Annotated in this window: 19 protein-coding genes; 3 read left to right on the plus strand and 16 right to left on the minus strand. The window is 44.4% G+C overall.

Translation table 11 applies throughout. From position 1 onward, the window contains the following. The first annotated feature begins 147 nt into the window (after nt 1-147). A complete protein-coding gene (speD, locus tag MHH48_RS28300) occupies nt 148-963 on the plus strand; it encodes an adenosylmethionine decarboxylase (protein ID WP_076324555.1) in 816 nt (271 codons plus the stop codon). Nucleotides 964-1,109: 146 nt separating this feature from the next. On the opposite strand, the gene MHH48_RS28305 is transcribed toward speD, so the two are convergent. From MHH48_RS28305 to MHH48_RS28315, 3 genes are all read right to left on the minus strand, one after another. Beyond that, complete coding sequence (locus MHH48_RS28305; protein ID WP_076324556.1) at nt 1,110-1,790, minus strand: hypothetical protein; 681 nt, start codon at nt 1,788-1,790, stop codon at nt 1,110-1,112. Between the two features lie 256 nt (nt 1,791-2,046). Next, complete coding sequence (locus MHH48_RS28310; RefSeq protein WP_076324557.1) at nt 2,047-2,853, minus strand: MBL fold metallo-hydrolase; 807 nt, start codon at nt 2,851-2,853, stop codon at nt 2,047-2,049. 24 nt (nt 2,854-2,877) lie between these two features. Next, entirely contained in the window at nt 2,878-3,483 is a 606-nt protein-coding gene (locus MHH48_RS28315; protein ID WP_076324558.1) for a winged helix-turn-helix domain-containing protein, read from the minus strand. Between the two features lie 309 nt (nt 3,484-3,792). On the opposite strand from MHH48_RS28315, the gene MHH48_RS28320 reads away from it, so the two are divergent. Beyond that, nucleotides 3,793-4,308 (plus strand): hypothetical protein, encoded by a 516-nt coding sequence (locus MHH48_RS28320; protein ID WP_076324559.1) that lies wholly within the window; start codon nt 3,793-3,795, stop codon nt 4,306-4,308. An 81-nt stretch (nt 4,309-4,389) separates the two neighbouring features. On the opposite strand, the gene MHH48_RS28325 is transcribed toward MHH48_RS28320, so the two are convergent. Further along, entirely contained in the window at nt 4,390-5,247 is an 858-nt protein-coding gene (locus tag MHH48_RS28325; RefSeq protein ID WP_076324560.1) for a VOC family protein, read from the minus strand. A gap of 225 nt (nt 5,248-5,472) precedes the next feature. Next, nucleotides 5,473-5,916 carry an Rrf2 family transcriptional regulator gene (locus MHH48_RS28330; RefSeq protein WP_076324561.1) on the minus strand — a complete coding sequence of 148 codons (444 nt, stop codon included), beginning with the start codon at nt 5,914-5,916 and terminating at the stop codon, nt 5,473-5,475. 441 nt (nt 5,917-6,357) lie between these two features. On the opposite strand from MHH48_RS28330, the gene MHH48_RS28335 reads away from it, so the two are divergent. Next, entirely contained in the window at nt 6,358-7,239 is an 882-nt protein-coding gene (locus MHH48_RS28335) for an LCP family protein (RefSeq protein WP_256720717.1), read from the plus strand. A gap of 136 nt (nt 7,240-7,375) precedes the next feature. Here MHH48_RS28335 and MHH48_RS28340 read toward each other — a convergent pair whose 3' ends face one another. The 11 genes from MHH48_RS28340 to MHH48_RS28390 all read right to left on the minus strand — a co-directional run bounded on the left by MHH48_RS28340 (nt 7,376) and on the right by MHH48_RS28390 (nt 18,078). Beyond that, on the minus strand, nt 7,376-7,540 hold the full coding sequence (locus tag MHH48_RS28340; RefSeq protein WP_164817510.1) for a hypothetical protein: 165 nt from the start codon (nt 7,538-7,540) through the stop codon (nt 7,376-7,378). A gap of 115 nt (nt 7,541-7,655) precedes the next feature. Continuing rightward, entirely contained in the window at nt 7,656-8,576 is a 921-nt protein-coding gene (locus MHH48_RS28345) for an AEC family transporter (RefSeq protein ID WP_076324562.1), read from the minus strand. 110 nt (nt 8,577-8,686) lie between these two features. Continuing rightward, nucleotides 8,687-11,842, minus strand: coding sequence for an ATP-binding protein (locus MHH48_RS28350; protein WP_083659768.1), 3,156 nt, complete (start codon nt 11,840-11,842; stop codon nt 8,687-8,689). A gap of 134 nt (nt 11,843-11,976) precedes the next feature. Then, nucleotides 11,977-12,468, minus strand: a complete 492-nt coding sequence (locus tag MHH48_RS28355; protein WP_076324563.1) for a hypothetical protein — start codon at nt 12,466-12,468, stop codon at nt 11,977-11,979. A 169-nt stretch (nt 12,469-12,637) separates the two neighbouring features. After that, nucleotides 12,638-13,795: a response regulator gene (locus MHH48_RS28360; RefSeq protein ID WP_076324564.1), complete on the minus strand. Its 1,158-nt coding sequence runs from the start codon at nt 13,793-13,795 to the stop codon at nt 12,638-12,640. Between the two features lie 631 nt (nt 13,796-14,426). Further along, a complete protein-coding gene (locus MHH48_RS28365) occupies nt 14,427-14,912 on the minus strand; it encodes a hypothetical protein (protein WP_076324565.1) in 486 nt (161 codons plus the stop codon). Further along, on the minus strand, nt 14,912-15,034 hold the full coding sequence (locus MHH48_RS28370; RefSeq protein ID WP_256720718.1) for a hypothetical protein: 123 nt from the start codon (nt 15,032-15,034) through the stop codon (nt 14,912-14,914). The genes MHH48_RS28365 and MHH48_RS28370 overlap by 1 nt, the downstream gene beginning before the upstream one ends. 50 nt (nt 15,035-15,084) lie before the next feature. Beyond that, nucleotides 15,085-15,918, minus strand: coding sequence for a hypothetical protein (locus MHH48_RS28375; RefSeq protein WP_076324566.1), 834 nt, complete (start codon nt 15,916-15,918; stop codon nt 15,085-15,087). Beyond that, nucleotides 15,909-16,409, minus strand: coding sequence for a hypothetical protein (locus MHH48_RS28380; protein WP_076324567.1), 501 nt, complete (start codon nt 16,407-16,409; stop codon nt 15,909-15,911). Before MHH48_RS28380 ends, MHH48_RS28375 begins: the two co-directional genes overlap by 10 nt. Before the next feature lie 556 nt (nt 16,410-16,965). Further along, on the minus strand, nt 16,966-17,571 hold the full coding sequence (locus tag MHH48_RS28385) for a pentapeptide repeat-containing protein (protein ID WP_076324569.1): 606 nt from the start codon (nt 17,569-17,571) through the stop codon (nt 16,966-16,968). A gap of 189 nt (nt 17,572-17,760) precedes the next feature. Beyond that, nucleotides 17,761-18,078, minus strand: coding sequence for a hypothetical protein (locus MHH48_RS28390; protein WP_076324570.1), 318 nt, complete (start codon nt 18,076-18,078; stop codon nt 17,761-17,763). Nucleotides 18,079-18,273 lie beyond the last annotated feature (195 nt).

The raw sequence follows: 18,273 nt of genomic DNA on the forward strand, positions 1-18,273 counted from the left end.
TGAACCGTCTGTTATTATTGAACCCGATGCGGGTAAGAACATATTAATGTTAACGCAGAAGACGACGCGTGGGCAGATTAGGAATCGCCGGTTTCGGAAATAATAGGAACTCGAACTGATATATTAATGACACAAGGGGAAATTCATATGGATATGACACCAGAACAACGCGTTACCCTGCATGGGTTCAACAACCTGACGAAATCGCTCAGCTTTAATATGTACGATGTCTGCTATACGAAGACCCGAGAAGAACGGGAAGCATACTTGGAATATATTGATGAACAATATAACGCAGATCGACTCACGAAAATATTGAGCCATGTGGCCGAAATCATCGGAGCGCATGTCCTGAACATTGCCAAGCAGGATTATATCCCGCAAGGCGCCAGCGTAACAGTGCTTGTATCCGAGGGCCCTGTCGTGGAGGTTCCGGAGGAATCCTATGACGAATCGCCGGGGCCGCTGCCGGATAACGTCATCCTGCAGCTCGACAAGAGCCACATTACCGTTCATACGTATCCGGAATTCCATCCGGATGAGGGAATCAGCACCTTCCGGGCCGATATCGACGTGTCGACCTGCGGGGAGATTTCACCGCTTAAAGCCCTAAATTACCTAATCCACTCTTTTGATACGGATATTATGACAATCGACTATAAAATTCGGGGCTTCACTAGGGACATTCACGGACACAAGCTGTTTATCGACCATGAGATCAGCTCCATTCAGAACTATATTCCGGACGAAGCCAAGGATCTATTCGATATGATTGACGTCAACGTATACAAGGAAAACATTTTCCACACGAAGTGCAAGCTGAAGCAGTTTGACCTGGACAATTATCTGTTCGGTTACACGAAGGATAAGTTGTCCGATGCCGAGCAGCAGGAAATCACCGAGCGCATCAAACTGGAGATGGACGAAATTTATTACGGTAAAAACATGGACCGCAGTTACTGATAATGGGCTCCAGATGTGATGTCACCAACATTTGCCTCTATACAGGAAACACGAATGAATCAAAACCAGGCTGGGCTCATAGGAGCCCGGCCTGGTTTGCAACTTCTATCGCTTCGTCCCGGTTTTGATCTGCGAAAGTTGAATTATTAATTGTTAAAATCTCTATAGTATTCTACGGCTTTAGGTTTTTTCGTTCCAGTTATTGTTTGTGTTGAAACCAAATCATTAACTCTTCCAAGATATGCGCTACCTAAATATTCGTCATAAACATCATAAGTTTTTACAACAGTACTATATTGGTCATAATTAACTGCACCGTAATAATCTCGTGTAGTGTAATTACCTTCTGGGCCAGTATATTCTACGGTTTTTGACCAAGTATTTGAAAATGATCCAGAAGCACCACCTGTTAATTCAATGTTAATTAATGATTTGATTGTTGCTGAAACAGATCCAGAGTATTGAACGCTCGCACTAACAGATTTAGAATCAGATATTGTTTTTTTTACTCCCTTAGGAACACTAATTAAAAATATATCTTTTTCTCTTGGCCCAATATTATACGCTGTGATAGTATTTTTTGCTACTTCAGAGAATGAAGATCTATAGACACGTCTGTCTCCAGCAAAAGGGGTAGTCTGATTAAGTTTAGTCTCATCAATAAATTCAATTCTAGCATGTGGTTGACCTTCAGGTGTAGCAACTACAATTTCCTCTGACCATTGTGGTTCTTGTTCAGTAGATTCTTCTGCCGATACTATTGAAGTAAAAACAGCAAAGATTAATACGCATGATAAAATAGATGATAGTAGACTTTTTTTCTTCATAAAAACTCACATCCTTTATAATTATTTTGGTTCTATTGTATAATATTTCTATAACTAATAAGTTTTCCCTTCTTGTTTTTATGATGATTTATATTAAAATATTATTGGCACAACTCCAAACGTAGTGCTTGAAATGTCATTTAGCTTGTGAATGTGGCCAAAAATATAGAAAAACACCTGTACATTCCGTAAAAAGCCGCCGGCCAGATCCAGATTACTTCTGATCTGCAGGCGGCTTTTTCTTATAACGGTACTATTAAAATTGAACCGAAAATCCGTTGAACCGGTGAATGCCCGTCCCAAATCGGACAAGGTCTTTTTCCCGCAGCTCTTGCACGGCTTCTTTCACCACGGACAGCAATGCCGGATCCAGCCCAAGCGTATTGTGAGAACCGTAGATTCGCTTTACACCATCGATATTCGCGATCCGCTCCAGCGAGTTTACGAGATCCTCCGGACTTGTCGTTGGATAAAAAGCATATACCGGCGTTTCATCATACAACAAATCCCCTGTGAACAAATAACCTCGGTTTATATCAAATACCGCAATATGTCCGGGAGAATGGCCCGGTGTGTGGTAAATGACCAAGCTCCGCCCGCCCAGCTCGATGACGTCTGTATCCCGGAGAATACCGGCCGGCAGGCCCTGATAAGGGGTATAGGTTGCCGGATCGAAGGAAGACGGTACAGGTCTCGTGATATCGCGTGATATGTCCTTGCGGATTTGTTCAATGGAAAGCTTCTTAATCCCGCTAACGAGCCAGTCCTCCTCTGCCTCATGTACATAAATCTCCCCGTACTGCCCATGACTGCCGATATGATCTGCGTGAACATGCGTGGTTAGCACCATAATAGGTAAATCCGTCAGCTGATCCGTCATCCGCCTCATGTTGTCGATGCCAAGTCCCGTATCGATCAATGCAGCTCGCTCGCTTCCTATCAACAGAAACGAATGCACCTTCTCCCAATGTCCGTATTCGCTGATCGCAAATGTGGTCTCATCCAGCTGCGATACGGTAAACCATGCATCATCGATAACGACGTTGTATTGATTATTCTCCATATGTAATTACTCCCCCATCAAGGATTATCGAATGGTGATATCCTCCTGATCATCTTGAAATGCGATCAACGACATATAGTACTTCTTCTCTTCTGTGGACAAAGGCGCACTGCCTGTTTCGGCTATCTCCATCGTGAAGTGTTTATTCATGAGCTGCTTGAACTCGTCCACAAAGGCATGGAAGCTCTCCTTCGTTGCGTGAAAGCGGTAGGTTCCTGCAATGTTTTTTCGATGTTGTTCGCTCGCGCTGTCCAAGGTAAAAGAAGAAGCCGGTGCGCTCTCAATTTTCGTTCGAGTAACATCGAGTGTCTCCATAAATACCTGTCTGGACGTTTCTACCAAATCCAGGCTTGGCAGCAAATGATCTTCCGGTATGAAGCGGCTTGCGACGGCGCGATAGTATTTCTGCACGATACCGTTCTTCTCTTCCTTCCGGACCACATGAATGATGCCGTGCTTCTCCAGCTCTTTCAGATGAAAGTAAATATTGTTCCGCGTAATGTCCAGTATCTCGGCTAGCTGCTGTCCAGTGTAGGCATCCTTCACGAGATTCATCAGTATTTTGGTACGCAGGGGATCGGCAATCGCTTTGAGCTGCTCATGGGTTTTAATTCTATAGACACCTGTCATTTTTATTTTAACACCTCCATATATTTTACCGGTAAAATTATTTTTACTGTTGTGTCAGATTTCATCCTATCATGACTTCTATCCGTGGGTCAATCATGCTGCTCCTACGATTTTACGGTTATACCCAAACCAGAAACCAAGTACGAGTCAACGATGATACGATTAGGCAATACTATTATAGAATGAATGAAATCACCCTGAGAGGTCCCGGCTTATAACACAAACAAGCATGTTCTCCTTAAACAGCTGAATTATGATATATTATCCACAATCGTACTACGACATTATGATGTTCAAAGGATGTGCCTCATGTTTGACCCGACGATATTCGAAAATTTAAAGGTTAGCATCGAGAATGCGGTCTATGACCTCGACAACCTCGATGAAATCATTCGCGTTACCGATCGGAAGGATCTCCTGGATATGGCGACGCTGTCCAGAAGTTTTAGCCTCCGGTTCGAGCTGGCTACGCCATCCACAACTTCGGCCGAAATTTGCCTGGAGACCGGGCTTCGGGATTTGGCGGCCGAGATCTTGGAAATTCCGGAAGGTCAGCCAGCCTGCGAGCTGAAGCTCCGCTTTCATATAAACATCGCTGATGCTTCCATAGCGTGTCCGGCGATCGCCCAGATCATGAAAGAGATATGGAATCCGGAGCTTACGCCGCTGCAAACGATACGGTACACCTACAGCGATGATCCGGTACCGCTTCACAACACGATCGAGCTGCGCTTTCCCCGCAGGATCAACGAAGAACAGATGGGAGATATCCCGAATATCTTGGAGTTCATGCTTCGTACGCTGGGAGAATTAGACCGGTTATAGCCCCCAGATAAAGATTACGGTGATATCTAGTAAAGAAGCCTGCCCGCTATCATAGCGGACAGGCTTCTTCGACTTATATTATTAAGCAACAACCAACCGGATCCAGATGTCCGAAGGATCTTGAACGGCCCAGACGCCATCGCGCTGTTCCAGACGCAGCCCCGCCTCACGGATACGGCCGGTTACCGTCTCAAGCTCCTCTTGGCTCGGAAGCTCAATCGTATAATCTTCCATACCCGCAGCGCTCCGTGGAGTGTTCGGCACACCGAGTCCTGCCCAAACATTGAGCCCGATATGATGATGGTATCCTCCTGCGGATATAAACAACGCAGCCCCGCCATAGTGGGCTGTCAGCTCAAAACCCAGAACATCGCAATAAAATACGCGGGCATCATGCAGATTAGATACGTGGAAATGCACATGCCCGATAACCGTCTCTTCGGGAAGTCCATACCATTCCTTGTCCTCCTTGGAGAGAGCCAGCAGTCCCTCTACATCAACAGGATCTGTGGTCATCACATATTCCCCTTTGGCATCACGCTTCCAGGTATCCCTTGGTCGGTCAGCATAAATCTCGATGCCGTTTCCGTCCGGATCATTAATGTACAATGCTTCGCTGACCAGATGATCTCCTTGGCCGACAGGAATGTTATGCGCGATCAGGTTGGCAAGCGCAAGCCCGAGGGATTCCCGATTTGGAACCAGGATCGCAAAATGGTATAGACCTGCCGTCCGGGTCTGCGGTCTTACCAGATCTTGAATCTCCTCTATAATCAGCAGCGGCTGCTTGCCGTCTGCCGTCAATTCGGCAACGCGGCCATGCTGGCGAAGCATTTTCAAACCAACGACTTCTGTATAAAAGCGTACAGATTGTGCCAGATTACTGATCCGCAGAGAGACCGGCCCGAGCTTTGTGGATGGATGTATAATGGCAGTCATATTCTCACTCCTTAGAATGTTGTTGTTTGTTTTTTTCATAAAATATATTCAGGTCTACGACAGGCTAAACTTGTAATCAAATCAGTTACATCTTACTTGTAATCATTATAGTTACAGGACATCCTTATTGTCAAATCCAGTAATTTACAAATAGATCGAAAAGCCGCCAACGGTTAACCAAAAGAAAACGCCCATCCTGCATAGGATCGGGCGTGTGATTTTCGCTTATTCACTTGATGTTCCATTCGCAGAGGCATAAATTTTCCGGACGATTTCTTCCAGACTCACCTCATGCAGTGTGTTCTCCATGGCCTTCTGGGCGGCTGAAAAAACCGGGATGATCGCCGTTTGAATATGTTTGCCAACAGGACATTTCGCGTCTGAATTCTCATGAATGCCAAACAGGGAATCCTCCTGCACGACATGAACGGCATGATAAATGTCAAGCAGCGTAATCTCGGACGGATGCTTTGCCAGCTTCGCTCCCGCTACGCCAGGCTTAACCTCGACCAGACCCGCTTTGCTCAGCATGCCTACAATACGCCGGATAACCACCGGATTCGTGTTCACACTCTCCGCGATATAATCTGAGGTGCTGACGCCAGCCTTATTCATCTCCAGCACGGAAAGAATATGAATGGCCACTGCAAATCGGCTGCTTATGTTCATGTGACCCCTCCTGACGGACCAAATCTTCAGATGACTAGCATGTAACCATCATAGTTACATTAACCCCTAAAGTCAACGATGAAGCCGCCGTCCCATAAGCCAAAATCAGGTGTTACATATACAAATTTCTAAAGAATTATGGAATTTAATGGAATTTAATGTAATTTTATGTTGATTTTCCTGAGTTTTTCACTATAATTATCACAACATGCATTGGTAAATTCACCCTATTTAAACATATTCCAGCATCCCTACATGATCCCAAAACATTCAAGGAGGAAATCCATGGATCCCAGCCAAAATCGAAACGAAACGTATTCTATTAGGCGTCCTCGAAAACCTAAACGCCGTATCAAGCTCAAAAAATGGATAGGAATATCCTTAACTATACTGATTCTCTTAAGCGGACTAGGCTATATTTTCAGAAAGGAATTGTCCTGGATGGCGTTTCATGTTTTTTTCGCGAAAGATATCAAAGATACACTAGACCGCTCCTACAAACCCGTGGGTCCTGATTCGCCCGACCCTGTTGTGGAGGCGACGAAGCCGTTCTCGGTTTTGCTTCTGGGCGTTGATCAACGCGAGGACGAGCCTGCCCGTTCCGACACAATCATCTACTCTGTCATCCGACCTGACCTTAATAAAATATTGCTCGTCTCCATTCCCAGGGATACATACACCGAAGTCATCGGCAGGGGAGTCACCTCCAGAATCAACTCAGCTTACGCCCACGGCGGCGCGAAAATGGCCATTGATACGGTTGAGCATCTGTTTCAGCACCCTGTCGATTATTATGCAGCCATCAATTTCTACGGATTAACGGATATCGTCAATGCATTGGATGGAATTAAACTCCCCATCGATAAAGTTATCGAGAACAAAAGCGCCAATCATATCAAACTGCGGATCGAGCCAAACAAGCCGATTTACGATGGAACGGAGGCATTAAATTATGTCAGGTACCGGGAAGATTCGGATTTCAACCGCACCATGCGCCAGCGCATATTCCTCAGTGCCTTAATGGATCGGGTATTTGAACTGAAAAATATAACCAAAATCCCGGAGTTGATTCGTATCGGTGGCAGCAATCTTACGATGGACTTAAACTCCGATTTCATTCTCAATCTGGGCGAAAACCTATTTTTTAACGACTCCCCACCTACGTTTGAGAATTACATGCTGAAGGGAAAAGATTTAGTGATCCGCGGCGATTACTTTTATGATCCGGACGATTCGGACATCCGGTATATTCAGGAACTGCTTGCCAACTGGTCTGATGAAGAGACCAAACTAGAGGATTTAATGATCCCAGGTGCGAAGTAAAGCTGATTGCTCGAGGTTAGGTGAATCGCCTGACTAGAAGGTGAAGCTTGATATGAAATAAGCCGATCTATGCTAAAAAACCTCTCTTTCGCGTACCACGAAAGGGAGGCTTTTTAACGAATACCATCTGCTCCTTCTAGAACATCGGAAACACGTATTTGATAAGAAAATACAAAAATCCAAAGAAAATAATCAGATAAGCCACATACTTAATCAACGTAGATGCTACCCTGCTGGAGTCGTTACGCTCCTCGATATTGCGGGTCTCGATCTCCACGTCTCGGTCACGCTGCCTGCTCATGGTCTCCACCTCCATCCGATTCTTTAGTTGCAGATGATGGTATCTCTTGACGCTTACTACTCTTTACACACACGTCTTGAGATTGAACCAATCTTCAGGTCAGAAGATGGCAAGCTTAGAAAAAGCCGATCATGGCAGGCAGAACGATAAAGGAAGCCAGCGTGGTCCACAGAATGCACCTGGATACCAGCTTGGGTGCGGCATCGTATTGTTCAGCAAGGATTACCGCATTCACGGCTGCAGGCATCGCCGACAATATCAGGATAACCGCAAACAATGTTCCCTCAATGGATAAAATCGTGAGCAAGCCCCAAGCCACCAATGAGCCCACCAGCATTCGCATCGCCATGCCCGACCAGAATCCACGCTTTGAGACGGCAGAAGCTCCGCCCTCCCGAACCCCAACCATCTGGGCGCCCAGTATAACCAGAGCCAGAGGCGCATAAGCCGCGGACAGCATGGAGACGCCGGTATTCAACCCGTCTGGAAGCTGAAAGTCCGTCAACCGGAAGAGGACGGCGAGTGCCGCCGCATAGACCGAGGGGAGGGTAAATACCGATTTGATCGCCTTCACAGCCGAAAAATGAGATCTCGCTGCCAGGTACACCCCTAATGTATTCATAATGATAATCTGCACGATGACATATACCGATGCTTTATCCAGCCCTGCTTGCCCGAATGCAAGCAGGACGAGAGGAAGCCCGTAATTCACGCTGTTGGTAAAAATCGTGGTCAAGGCGAGGCCCGATTTCTCTGTCTGGGACAAGCCCAGCATTTTACCGGCAAAGGCACTCAGCGCCCAAAGGGCGATCACATTCAACAGGCAAAACGCAACCGTTACCGTGACCTCATTCGAGGTAATCGATGCCTTCTCCAGCGTCTCGAAGATCAGAGCCGGGCTCAGCACATATAAAGAAAGGGCGGAAAGACCTTTGGTTTCAATGCCCTTGAACCGCTTGAGCAGGGCTCCGCCGATGACGGGCAGCGATATAGGTAGGAAAACGCTATAAATCGTAGCTAAGAAAGAAGAGATCATGAGGTCCACCTTTATGCAAAGTAAAATATCATTATCTCTACATCCTAACCCATACCTCAAGCATTCGTCCAAGATTTAAAGACTATAGATCTAATAGGCACAGGCTTTCATTATGCCATCTTCCTGATGACAAACGACACGGTAGTTCCTCTGCCCCTTGTGCTGTCAATCATGAGCCCTTGCCCATAGACTTGCTTCAAACGCCGATCCGTGTTCATCAGGCCGACTCCCTTGCCGGTACGCTGTCCGCTTCCCAGCATCAAGCGGAGCTTCTCGGGATCCATCCCGGCACCATCATCCGCAATGATGACCTTGGCGGCGGATTCAGCTTCACTTACGATGCGAATCGTTACGGTCCCTCCCTGGGTTCGAGCCAATACTCCGTGAACGACCGCATTCTCCACAATCGTCTGCATGGTCAAAGGGGGAAGCTTCCACTGCTGAACAGCAACTTCCTCGGAAATATGCCAACGGACACGCAGCCGTTCCCCAAACCGCTCCCCTTCGATATACAGGTATGAGCGAACCAAGCCCAGCTCCTGCTCCAGCGGGATAAAACGTTCCAAATTGCTGATATCATAGCTGGCTCTCAGATAGTGGCTGAATTCTCCGATCAGCGCAACCATTCGGGAAGGGTCAATCTCACTAAGTGAAGCGATCGAATTTAAGGTATTGTGCAAAAAATGCGGCTGAATTTGAGCCTGGAGCCAAGCTGCCTCCATATGCAGCCGTTCCTTGATGGAGCGCTTCAGCTCAAGCAGTGCGCGTACCCTTGTTTTTAATTCCAGATGGTCCACCGGTTTTATTAAACAATCGTTAGCTCCGGAAATGAAGCCCATATGAATATCCTCAGGCCGGTTTCTTGCGGTCAGCAGAAGAATCGGAAGCTCCGATATCATATACCTCTGCCGAATCGTCCTGGACAATTCATATCCTGACATCTGGGGCATCATCACATCAGATATGATGAGATCCCATTCTCCCTGCTCCAATAATTGAAGGGCTTCCTCAGCCCGGGTAACAGTCACGATCTGATACCCTTCGTCTTCAAGCAAATGATGGATAACTTTTAGATTAACCGGATCGTCATCTACGATGAGCAGCCTGCCATCGGTTTGACGAGAACGCTTCTTAGTCTCGGATTCGGCCTCATCCTGTTCGTGTTTATCTGACATGTTAGATAGCCTCTCCTTCTCTTTCTCTGAATTTGAAGCCGAGGAGCTGGCCATAAACTCCTGTTTATCCGTATCCTCCTGCCTCTTCATATCATCCACTTTCAGCGTGAACGTAAAGGAACTCCCCTGTCCCGGAGCGGATGACACCGAGAGCTCCCCTCCATGCAGCTCAACCAGCTGCTTGCAGATGCTGAGTCCAAGCCCCAACCCGCCTCCCGCTGTGGCAAAGCTGGAGTCTCCCTGCTCGTAGGGGAGGAATATCCGTCTTAATGTCTCTTCGTCCATGCCTATCCCCGTATCAAGAACGTGAACGCAAGCCCTTCCATCAACAACGTTGGCAGTCACCGCGATTCGGCCTGACTCCGTATATTTGATTGCATTATGAATCAGATTAAATACAATCTGAATCAAACGGCCTTCATCTGCCCATACCTTGGGAAAGTCATCCTCGATCTCGCATACAAGCTCGATTCGCTTGCCCTCCGCCATCGGACGGAGCATATCCAGCACGCCTTGAGCAGTCGAACCGAGATGGACGCTCTGCACATTCAGCCGGATCCGCTTCTCCTTCAATAAGGAAACATCCAGCAAGTCATCCAACAATAGCGACATCCGCCTACCAATGCCGGTAATCAGCTCCAGGTGGCCACGATCCTCTTGTTGAAGCAAACTCCCCTTGCGTTCCAGCAGCGTTTGCGCCATGTTAATCATCCCGTGCAGCGGATTTCGCAGTTCATGGGACGTATTTGCCAGAAATTCATCCTTCATCTTGTCTGCCTGCTTCAGCTGCTCTGCCTGTTCCCTCAGCACGACAGCGTTTCGGGTAAACCGGATAAACCAGAAGGAAGCAAATCCGAGAAACGCAACGATCAGATCAATCGGGTAATACGGCAGTTCCTTAAAATACCGGAACCTTAAAATTCCGCTTACGATAATGTTGCAGGAAACGGCAACCGCCGACAGCAAGATAAATATGGCCGCTTCCGTCCGTTCACTGACCGCCTTCCTGGCAATCGAAGGCAGGAACAGCACGGAACTTATGAATACGAATGATAAATAAGTAGAGAGATGTACCGTCAGATGAAACGGAAGCAGCAAATAGGCGACGGCATACGAAACCACAAGGATCGTATAGGCCCGGTAAAATCCTTCTTTGATTCTCGGCCGGAGCAAATGCTTGGTACACAGAATCAAACATAATGATATCGCCACATAAGCAACAACCTTAATCTTTACTGACCATTCGAAACTAATAGCAGGCTGCCAAACGAGCAGGAGTTTATCGTCGTCAACCAGCGTGGCCAGCAGCGTAAACAGGATAAGAGCCGCAAAATAAAAGAGGCCTTTGCTCCGATAGCCGATTAGATACAAGATTAAGACATACATGACATGAAGAAATAGCACAATGCAGACCAGCAGCTGCATGTTCTCCGAGAACGCTTTCCCCTTCATCACCGCTTCTGCTGTCCCGAATTTGATCGGCAGCTTGATCCCGCCTGAATCAGCATATTGATAATTGCTCACTTCCAGGATGATATTCAGCTCATTCCCGGCAGCCGGAGGGATGAATTCGAAATGGGGTACGTTTCTTGCCACATGGGTCTCCGGCGTATCGGAGGGGTGTCCAGATTCGTACAATAACTCACCATTGACGTACAAACGATAGGCTGTACGAATATCGGTGATCCAGAGGCCGTAAGTTACGTTACGCTCCGGTACGAGCAGCTTGAGACGATAAGTTCCGAAGCCCATTTGGTTCCCGTTCTCGTTTACGCCTTCCCATGGATCGGGAACCTGTATCCAGCGCGGATCGGCGGCAGGCTGCCGCTCCCCTTGAGACACTCTATCCGGGCCTATCCATTGTTTCGGATAAAAGGCCCATTCCCCGTTCAGCGCAACCGTATTGCGGTCATCCGCCTGCCAATCCCGAAGATCCAGCACGCCTTGCTGAAACGGAACTTCCTCAGGGATCATGATGATTTTAAAATACGCCAGCCGCACGGAGAGTAAGATGACAATAAACAGAAAAGTAATCCCCAGCAGTCTTCTGCCGGAGATTGGTTTCGATTTCTCGTTGGAATAAGTCGACAATCATAACAGTCCCTTATAACATATTGTAAAAAATCAACAACACTGCATAACTGTCCATTATTTTACATCGTTACGGAGCCGTTGTCTGTTCCTTTTCCATAAAGCCCAATAAATAAGCAGATCTGGTCAGGCCGCTATACAAACGATAATGTCTTGCCTGGGCGCTGCAGCGGCTGGTCCGGACATAATTCCGTAGCGGATACATACTTCACCGTATAGTAAGAGTAGAATCTTTTTCTCCCGGATGCTTCATAGATCCACGAAAAAAAGTCAAAAATCGAATCATCCACCCATTTTCCGTTGTACTCGATCAACGACCGCAAATAAGGGATTTGGAGTTTCACTCCCCCGTCCCACATAAAAATAAATGTGTTAACCTCGGCATTTTTTTGCAACAAAAAATGAACGGTACGCTCATCCAGCAAGTACTTTTCCTGACCACACAGAAATACCGGACCCTCATCAGTAGCAACGATGCCAATCCGCTTGCCGTTGAAGTGAACATAGAAACCTCTGCAATGCTGGAGGTCCTTCTCCGCATCAAGCTCGATCTCCCGAAACGTTCCAAGCTCCAATCCCATGGCCTTATGCAGCGAAGATTCCTTAAATTTCCGAATGAATTTCATAACCGAATCATGTACCTCCCGATTGTTGTGGTTCACACACAGTATAGGAGGCCGTCCTCTACAATTTCTGAACAACAGCAGGGAACGATAAAATTGGCCAACAAGATACAAAAAATCACCGGTCGAACAACCGGTGATTTCATATCGAATGCGGGTTTGGCTATTTCATCTATTTCATATTGGTGACCTGGATTCCATTGCTCCATTCGTCGTACCATTTCACAATGTAAGGACTTGGCTCCTCGCCCATCTCATCTTCTAACACCTGACACAGAAGACTGAATTGACGGTGCACCTGGGCCGGATTATCCTGCAAAGCATATATTTTCATCAACGAAAAATAAGCCTTTTCCTCCAGGTGATGCTGCCGTTGGATCGAGAAGTAGCATAATATGGCTTCATCGATGCGTTCCTGATCCACATACCAATCCGCCATGGATAAAGAAACGCTAAGCCACAACTCCTTCAGCCTTTGACGCTCTCCTTCTGCCCACCAGTAGTCATATTCCTGCAGGTAGTCCCCCGTATACAACTTCATCATTTCAATATGTCGCTCAATCAATTCAGCCGACACGGAAGGATTTAACTTGAACCAATTTTCCCACTCCTCAATGTCCAGCTCCACGCCTTCCATATTCAGCACGTAGCCTTCTGTCGTGTTGGTGATTTGGAAGCGGGTATCATAAGGCTCCAATGTTTTTCGGATATGATAAATAGCCGTGTACAGCTGGGGATAGGCTTTATCCATGTCAAACTCCGGCCATAACATATCGATCAATGCTGATTTTCGTACAAGCTGTCCTCTATGCTGGAGCAGATAAATGAATATCTCCTGAGCCCGGGTTGTCCGCCAATGAAGCAGCGCGAATTGTCCCTGTTCATTCGGCTGCTCGATCATAACCTGGCGGAACATCGTCATTCGAATGTTTCGATTGGACTCCATGACCTCTTCCGGTCTGGACGCAATGCGGCTTCGCAAACGCTCCATCGTTTTGGCGACTCGATCAAGCTGGACAGGTTTAACAATATAGTCTACGGCATTCAATTCAAAGGCAGTGACTGCATATTCGTGATACCCCGTCACAAATACAATACAGAGATGAGGCTTCTGTTCAAGCAATTGCTCTGCCAGCTCAATGCCGTTCAATTCCGGCAAGCTAATATCCAAAAACACGATGTCAACGTCCCTCGTAAGAATTTCGTCTCGTCCTTCAAAGGGATTCGAATATGTACCTATTACATCTATAGACATGGTATCCAGTTTTAACAGCTGACGTTCTAAATACTTCAAGGCCAACGGTTCGTCATCTACGAGAATTACCTTCATTCATATTACTCCTCGGATTGGAAAAATACGGTCACATTTAACTATATTGATTCCTTCGCATTGTTGCAACAAACTAAAGCATGTTTTAAAAAAATCTCAACTTTCGCAGCTTAACAAGCTTCACCGGCAAACCACAGGCAATATGTACGATACTGATCGTAACTGTACTCTATTTAACGCTTCGCTATGGGTTGACTTATAGGCCTTATTCCTAAGTGATAGTATCCAAACCTAATCAATTTTTTTCCTATTAAATAATTCCCTACTCTTTTCTTTCAGGATGCTCTTTTACGTATTTCTCACTATATAGTACTACATAACTCAAAAACTCATTATAATTATTGTCCCCAATGTAGTATTCTTCCCAAGGTTCATAGTAGGTAGAAAATTGAAGTGCGGGAAAGCAAAGATAACAAAAAACAGATCAATCATGGTGGTATTTGACCATAATCAACCTGTTTGATGTAACGGAATAGTGATATTTAGGTTATAAAATTAAAGCATTTGATGTGCGTACAACAGAAATGGAAAAATCTTTATACGGGTATTACATGGGTTAGATCTGTTATTGGTTGAATGATGGGCTCATTCGGCACTGGAGTAGTCTCACCAATCATTCAAGTAAGTTCTCTTACAAATCTATGGGATTCTTATAGCACCATTCATTATTATAGGGTCTATTTGATATTCTTTCTATATCATCCAAGGTGTAAAACCAATTTCCTTCTATCCATAGTTTGATTTCTGGATATCGCTTTAAAATTTCACAGGATAAAACCAATGTTATTTTTTCATTGTTATATACTTCATCAATAATTGCAATATTAAAAAAGTCAATTTCTTCATCATACCAAGAAAAAGAATGATATTGGTATTTATACGGCTCGTCATATAAATCTACCAAAACATCATTTGTAGGTGCTTCATATATGTCTGTTCGTTTAGCTAAAGCAATTTCTACAGAAACATGTTTTACTATGCTTTCACTTTGAGAATTATTTGAAATAGGACTCATGTAAAAATTATTTTCTATACAAATGTTTTTAACATCTTCAATAAGTTTTGTTAATTCAATTTTGCTATTTGCTAGGACTAAAAAATATGCTGATGTCCCCATTACTTAAGCACACTCCCTAATTCTTCTAATGAATTTACAATAGTTACACCTTGACTCTTAGCAAATTCTATTTTTTCTAAATCAAATTTATTTAGAGTTTTCAATGGTTCATCAATATACAAGATAACCTCTTTAGACTCATAGTTTAAAAAATCTATGTTATTAGGATTTGCTAACTTTTATCCAGAGTTAAGTTTTTCACTTCTACTCCAAACCCGGTAACTTCAGTTTTTTGTTGAACAAATTTCCCTACCTTACCTTCAACAGCTTTTCCTGCATTAGAACTATTTTCAGCACTTTCAATTGCATTTGGTATATTTTTAGGATTCTGTTCAACCCATTTAATAGTATTACTCGATGGATTTGTAAATTCAACTTCTATCCCCTTATTAGTTTTAATTTTTATTGGTTCATTGAATTTAGGAACCTCCGGCCCCTTCCCTATCTTAACACCCATCTTATCAAGCAAGCCAGGCATGTCATCAATCTTATTAATTACCTTGCCGTGCTTGATGATTACCGGATTGCCGGCTGCATCCACGATTCCACCAATTTTATTGATCCCCTTCACCAAATCATCAAAATTACTAGCTTGTTGGGCTAGTTCTAGTACTTCATCGGAATACTTCAGGTTTTTGAGTGCTCCAACAAGAGTAAACAGTGAGACGGAGTTCAGAAGCGTTTCGCCGGTATGCCCCCAGCTCCATTTCCAGTGCGTAAAGTTATGGAACAGGTCGCGCAGATCTCCCGGCAGGTCAAGTCCCGATAATTCTAAAAGCACGTTTGCTCCAATGCCTAGCCCAGTAGCTTCCTCCGCATAGTTCCCTTTAATAACGAAATCTACGCTTTTTTCGTTATATTCCCGGTTCTTCTCCTGCTTGTCCATTCCATAGTTCGCTTGCCGCCATTTCTCATATTGCTTGTTGATTTCTATGGCTTCTTTAGTGGTTAGGCTAACTGGCAAGTCTTGATCCAGCACATACTTCATAAAATAATTCAGCAACAAATCCCTATCATCCGCCGTAATTCGGGTTCATCCGACTTGAACACGGGTTGCGTACGCAGCCGCATTTCCTCGTATTCGGCAAGAAGGGCTGCCACGGCGTCCTGAGACATAACTTGGATATCCTTTGGATTTTCGGGACTTTCCAGCGTGATCTTATCGGACACTATATCAATGCTTTGGTCCGCTTCACTCATCATCAGGGTGCTGCCCTCACACAGGAGCGCCACTGTTTTGCCGGCCGATAGGTGCACATTTACCCCTTCGCTCGCAATCGTCTCCTCTGCCCCGACAAAGTCCAGGTTGATTCGGATGTTCTTGGCCGTCAGATCCAAACTCCCCTTACCTGTGACCAAAATTCCGCTACCCTCAACCAATGTAATTTGCGCTGCGCCGCCGGTCGCATGCAGCTTCACCTGATGATCGCCCATCAATAATGATTTGTTTCCCGGTGAAAACCATTGCTTGCTTCGAGTAATGGTTTCCTCCGTCATCGCCTTTCCGGGATTTCGGGTTTTGGCAGGATCGGAAAGTACCAGTTGATTATAGAATTGACTGTCACTCCATGGTATTCAACAGCGATTTTATCGATGGAAAGTTCTACGTTGTTCATGTCTCCCCCATCCGGCAAAACTTTTGACGGATTTACCGCTTGTATAATAGGAATGAGAGAATCGGTGGCTAGCCTTTCACACATGACCTTCCCATTGTTATTGTTCATTTTCTCCTGACAGTATAAATAGTCGGGCTATACCCCAAATTAGTTGTTACGTTTTCGACAAGATAACAATCGGACTATCTATAAAAAGAGTTGTGATTAATTTAAAAATAGTGTGAGTAAAAGAAGATAACAAAAAACAGATCAATCATGGTGGTATATGACCATAATCAACCTGTTTGATGTAACGGGATGGTGATATTTAGGTTATAAAATTAAAGCATTTGATGTGCGCACAAACAGAAATTGAGAAACCTTTATACGGGTATTACATGGGTTAGATGTGTTATTGGTTGAATGCTGGGTTCATTCAGCACTGGTAGCCAATCCACTTAACCATTTACTTCACATTTTTCTAACATCCATTCCCTTGCTTTTTCTGATTCCAACAATATTGGTTTCTCCGATGTACCAATATTTATACTCTCAATAAAGGCTTCTTCTATACCTTTAATATTTTTTAATGTTACCCCGTTTAACAATGTTTCTTTAAATGTCGATACACTTATATCTACATTTTCTAGTCTTGCCCAACTAAAATCCGTTAAGTAAAACGATACATTAATCAAATTACAATCTACTAAATATGCATCTCTAAATATTGCTTCCCAACAATCACCTTTACTAAATCTACTGTTTTTAATGACGCTATTGGAAAAATTTGTATATCTAAGATCTGATTTATAAAAATCGCATTTATCTAAATATGCATTTTTAAATGTTGACGAGCCTAATAATGATGTGTAAAAATCGATATTTTCCAGTTTGAGATCATCAAAAGTACACTCTATTAAATATGCTTGTTCAAGCAATATATCGGATAAATCAAAACTTCTTAAGTCCACTTCATCTAACTTTAACATTTCACCTTCTTTACCAATTGTCTCAACCCACTTTTTATGCAAATCAAACATACTAAGAATATTTCTTTCTTCCATTTTCTCACTCCTTAAGGGTACCACAATATTCTATCTGCTATTCCTGCTTCATCAATTGCTTCATCAGTTGTTCAATATGCTCAGGCACCATTTTTTTTGTATCAATAATTACGTTATTTCCTTTAGCAAATTCTTCGTGTATCTTTTGCATACCATTTTTAACAGAAAAAGCACCCTTTTTGGGACTTGTTATAGGTACCCGTACCTACCGCTTGGATATGGTCCAAAACTTTTCACGTCCCATTTTAAGCCTGTAGTGGTATCAATAAACTCTGCTCCCTTTTCTGCTTGAGGATCACGTATTATTCTTCCTAAATCACCTCTTGCTTCTAATGCTAATCCAACATCTCTTTCATTTATATTTTTAGGTTCTATTTTCCCACCACTTGAAGGATCTCGGGCTAAATCATCCAATTCTTTTTGATTTCCTCCAGTATAAGTACCTTTATCCGTCCCCTCAAATGGTCCTCGTGAGCTTATTTTCTTTTTCTCTATAGCTTCAAGCAATTCCTTCTCTATCTTCAGATACTCATCAAACTTGGACGATGCTCTTGCAGCCGCACTCGCCTCAACATTAGCTTTAACCCTAGCACGTAATTCAGATTTCCACCTACGCGAGTCTTAGGTGTAGATATCTGGTCAATTCCATTCATATACTTGGTGTTAGCTGCTGTTTCTCTCCCTTTAAGCAACGTTTTACCA

The sequence above is a fragment of the Paenibacillus sp. FSL F4-0100 genome (assembly GCF_037993005.1).
Lineage (GTDB): Bacteria > Bacillota > Bacilli > Paenibacillales > Paenibacillaceae > Paenibacillus_AQ.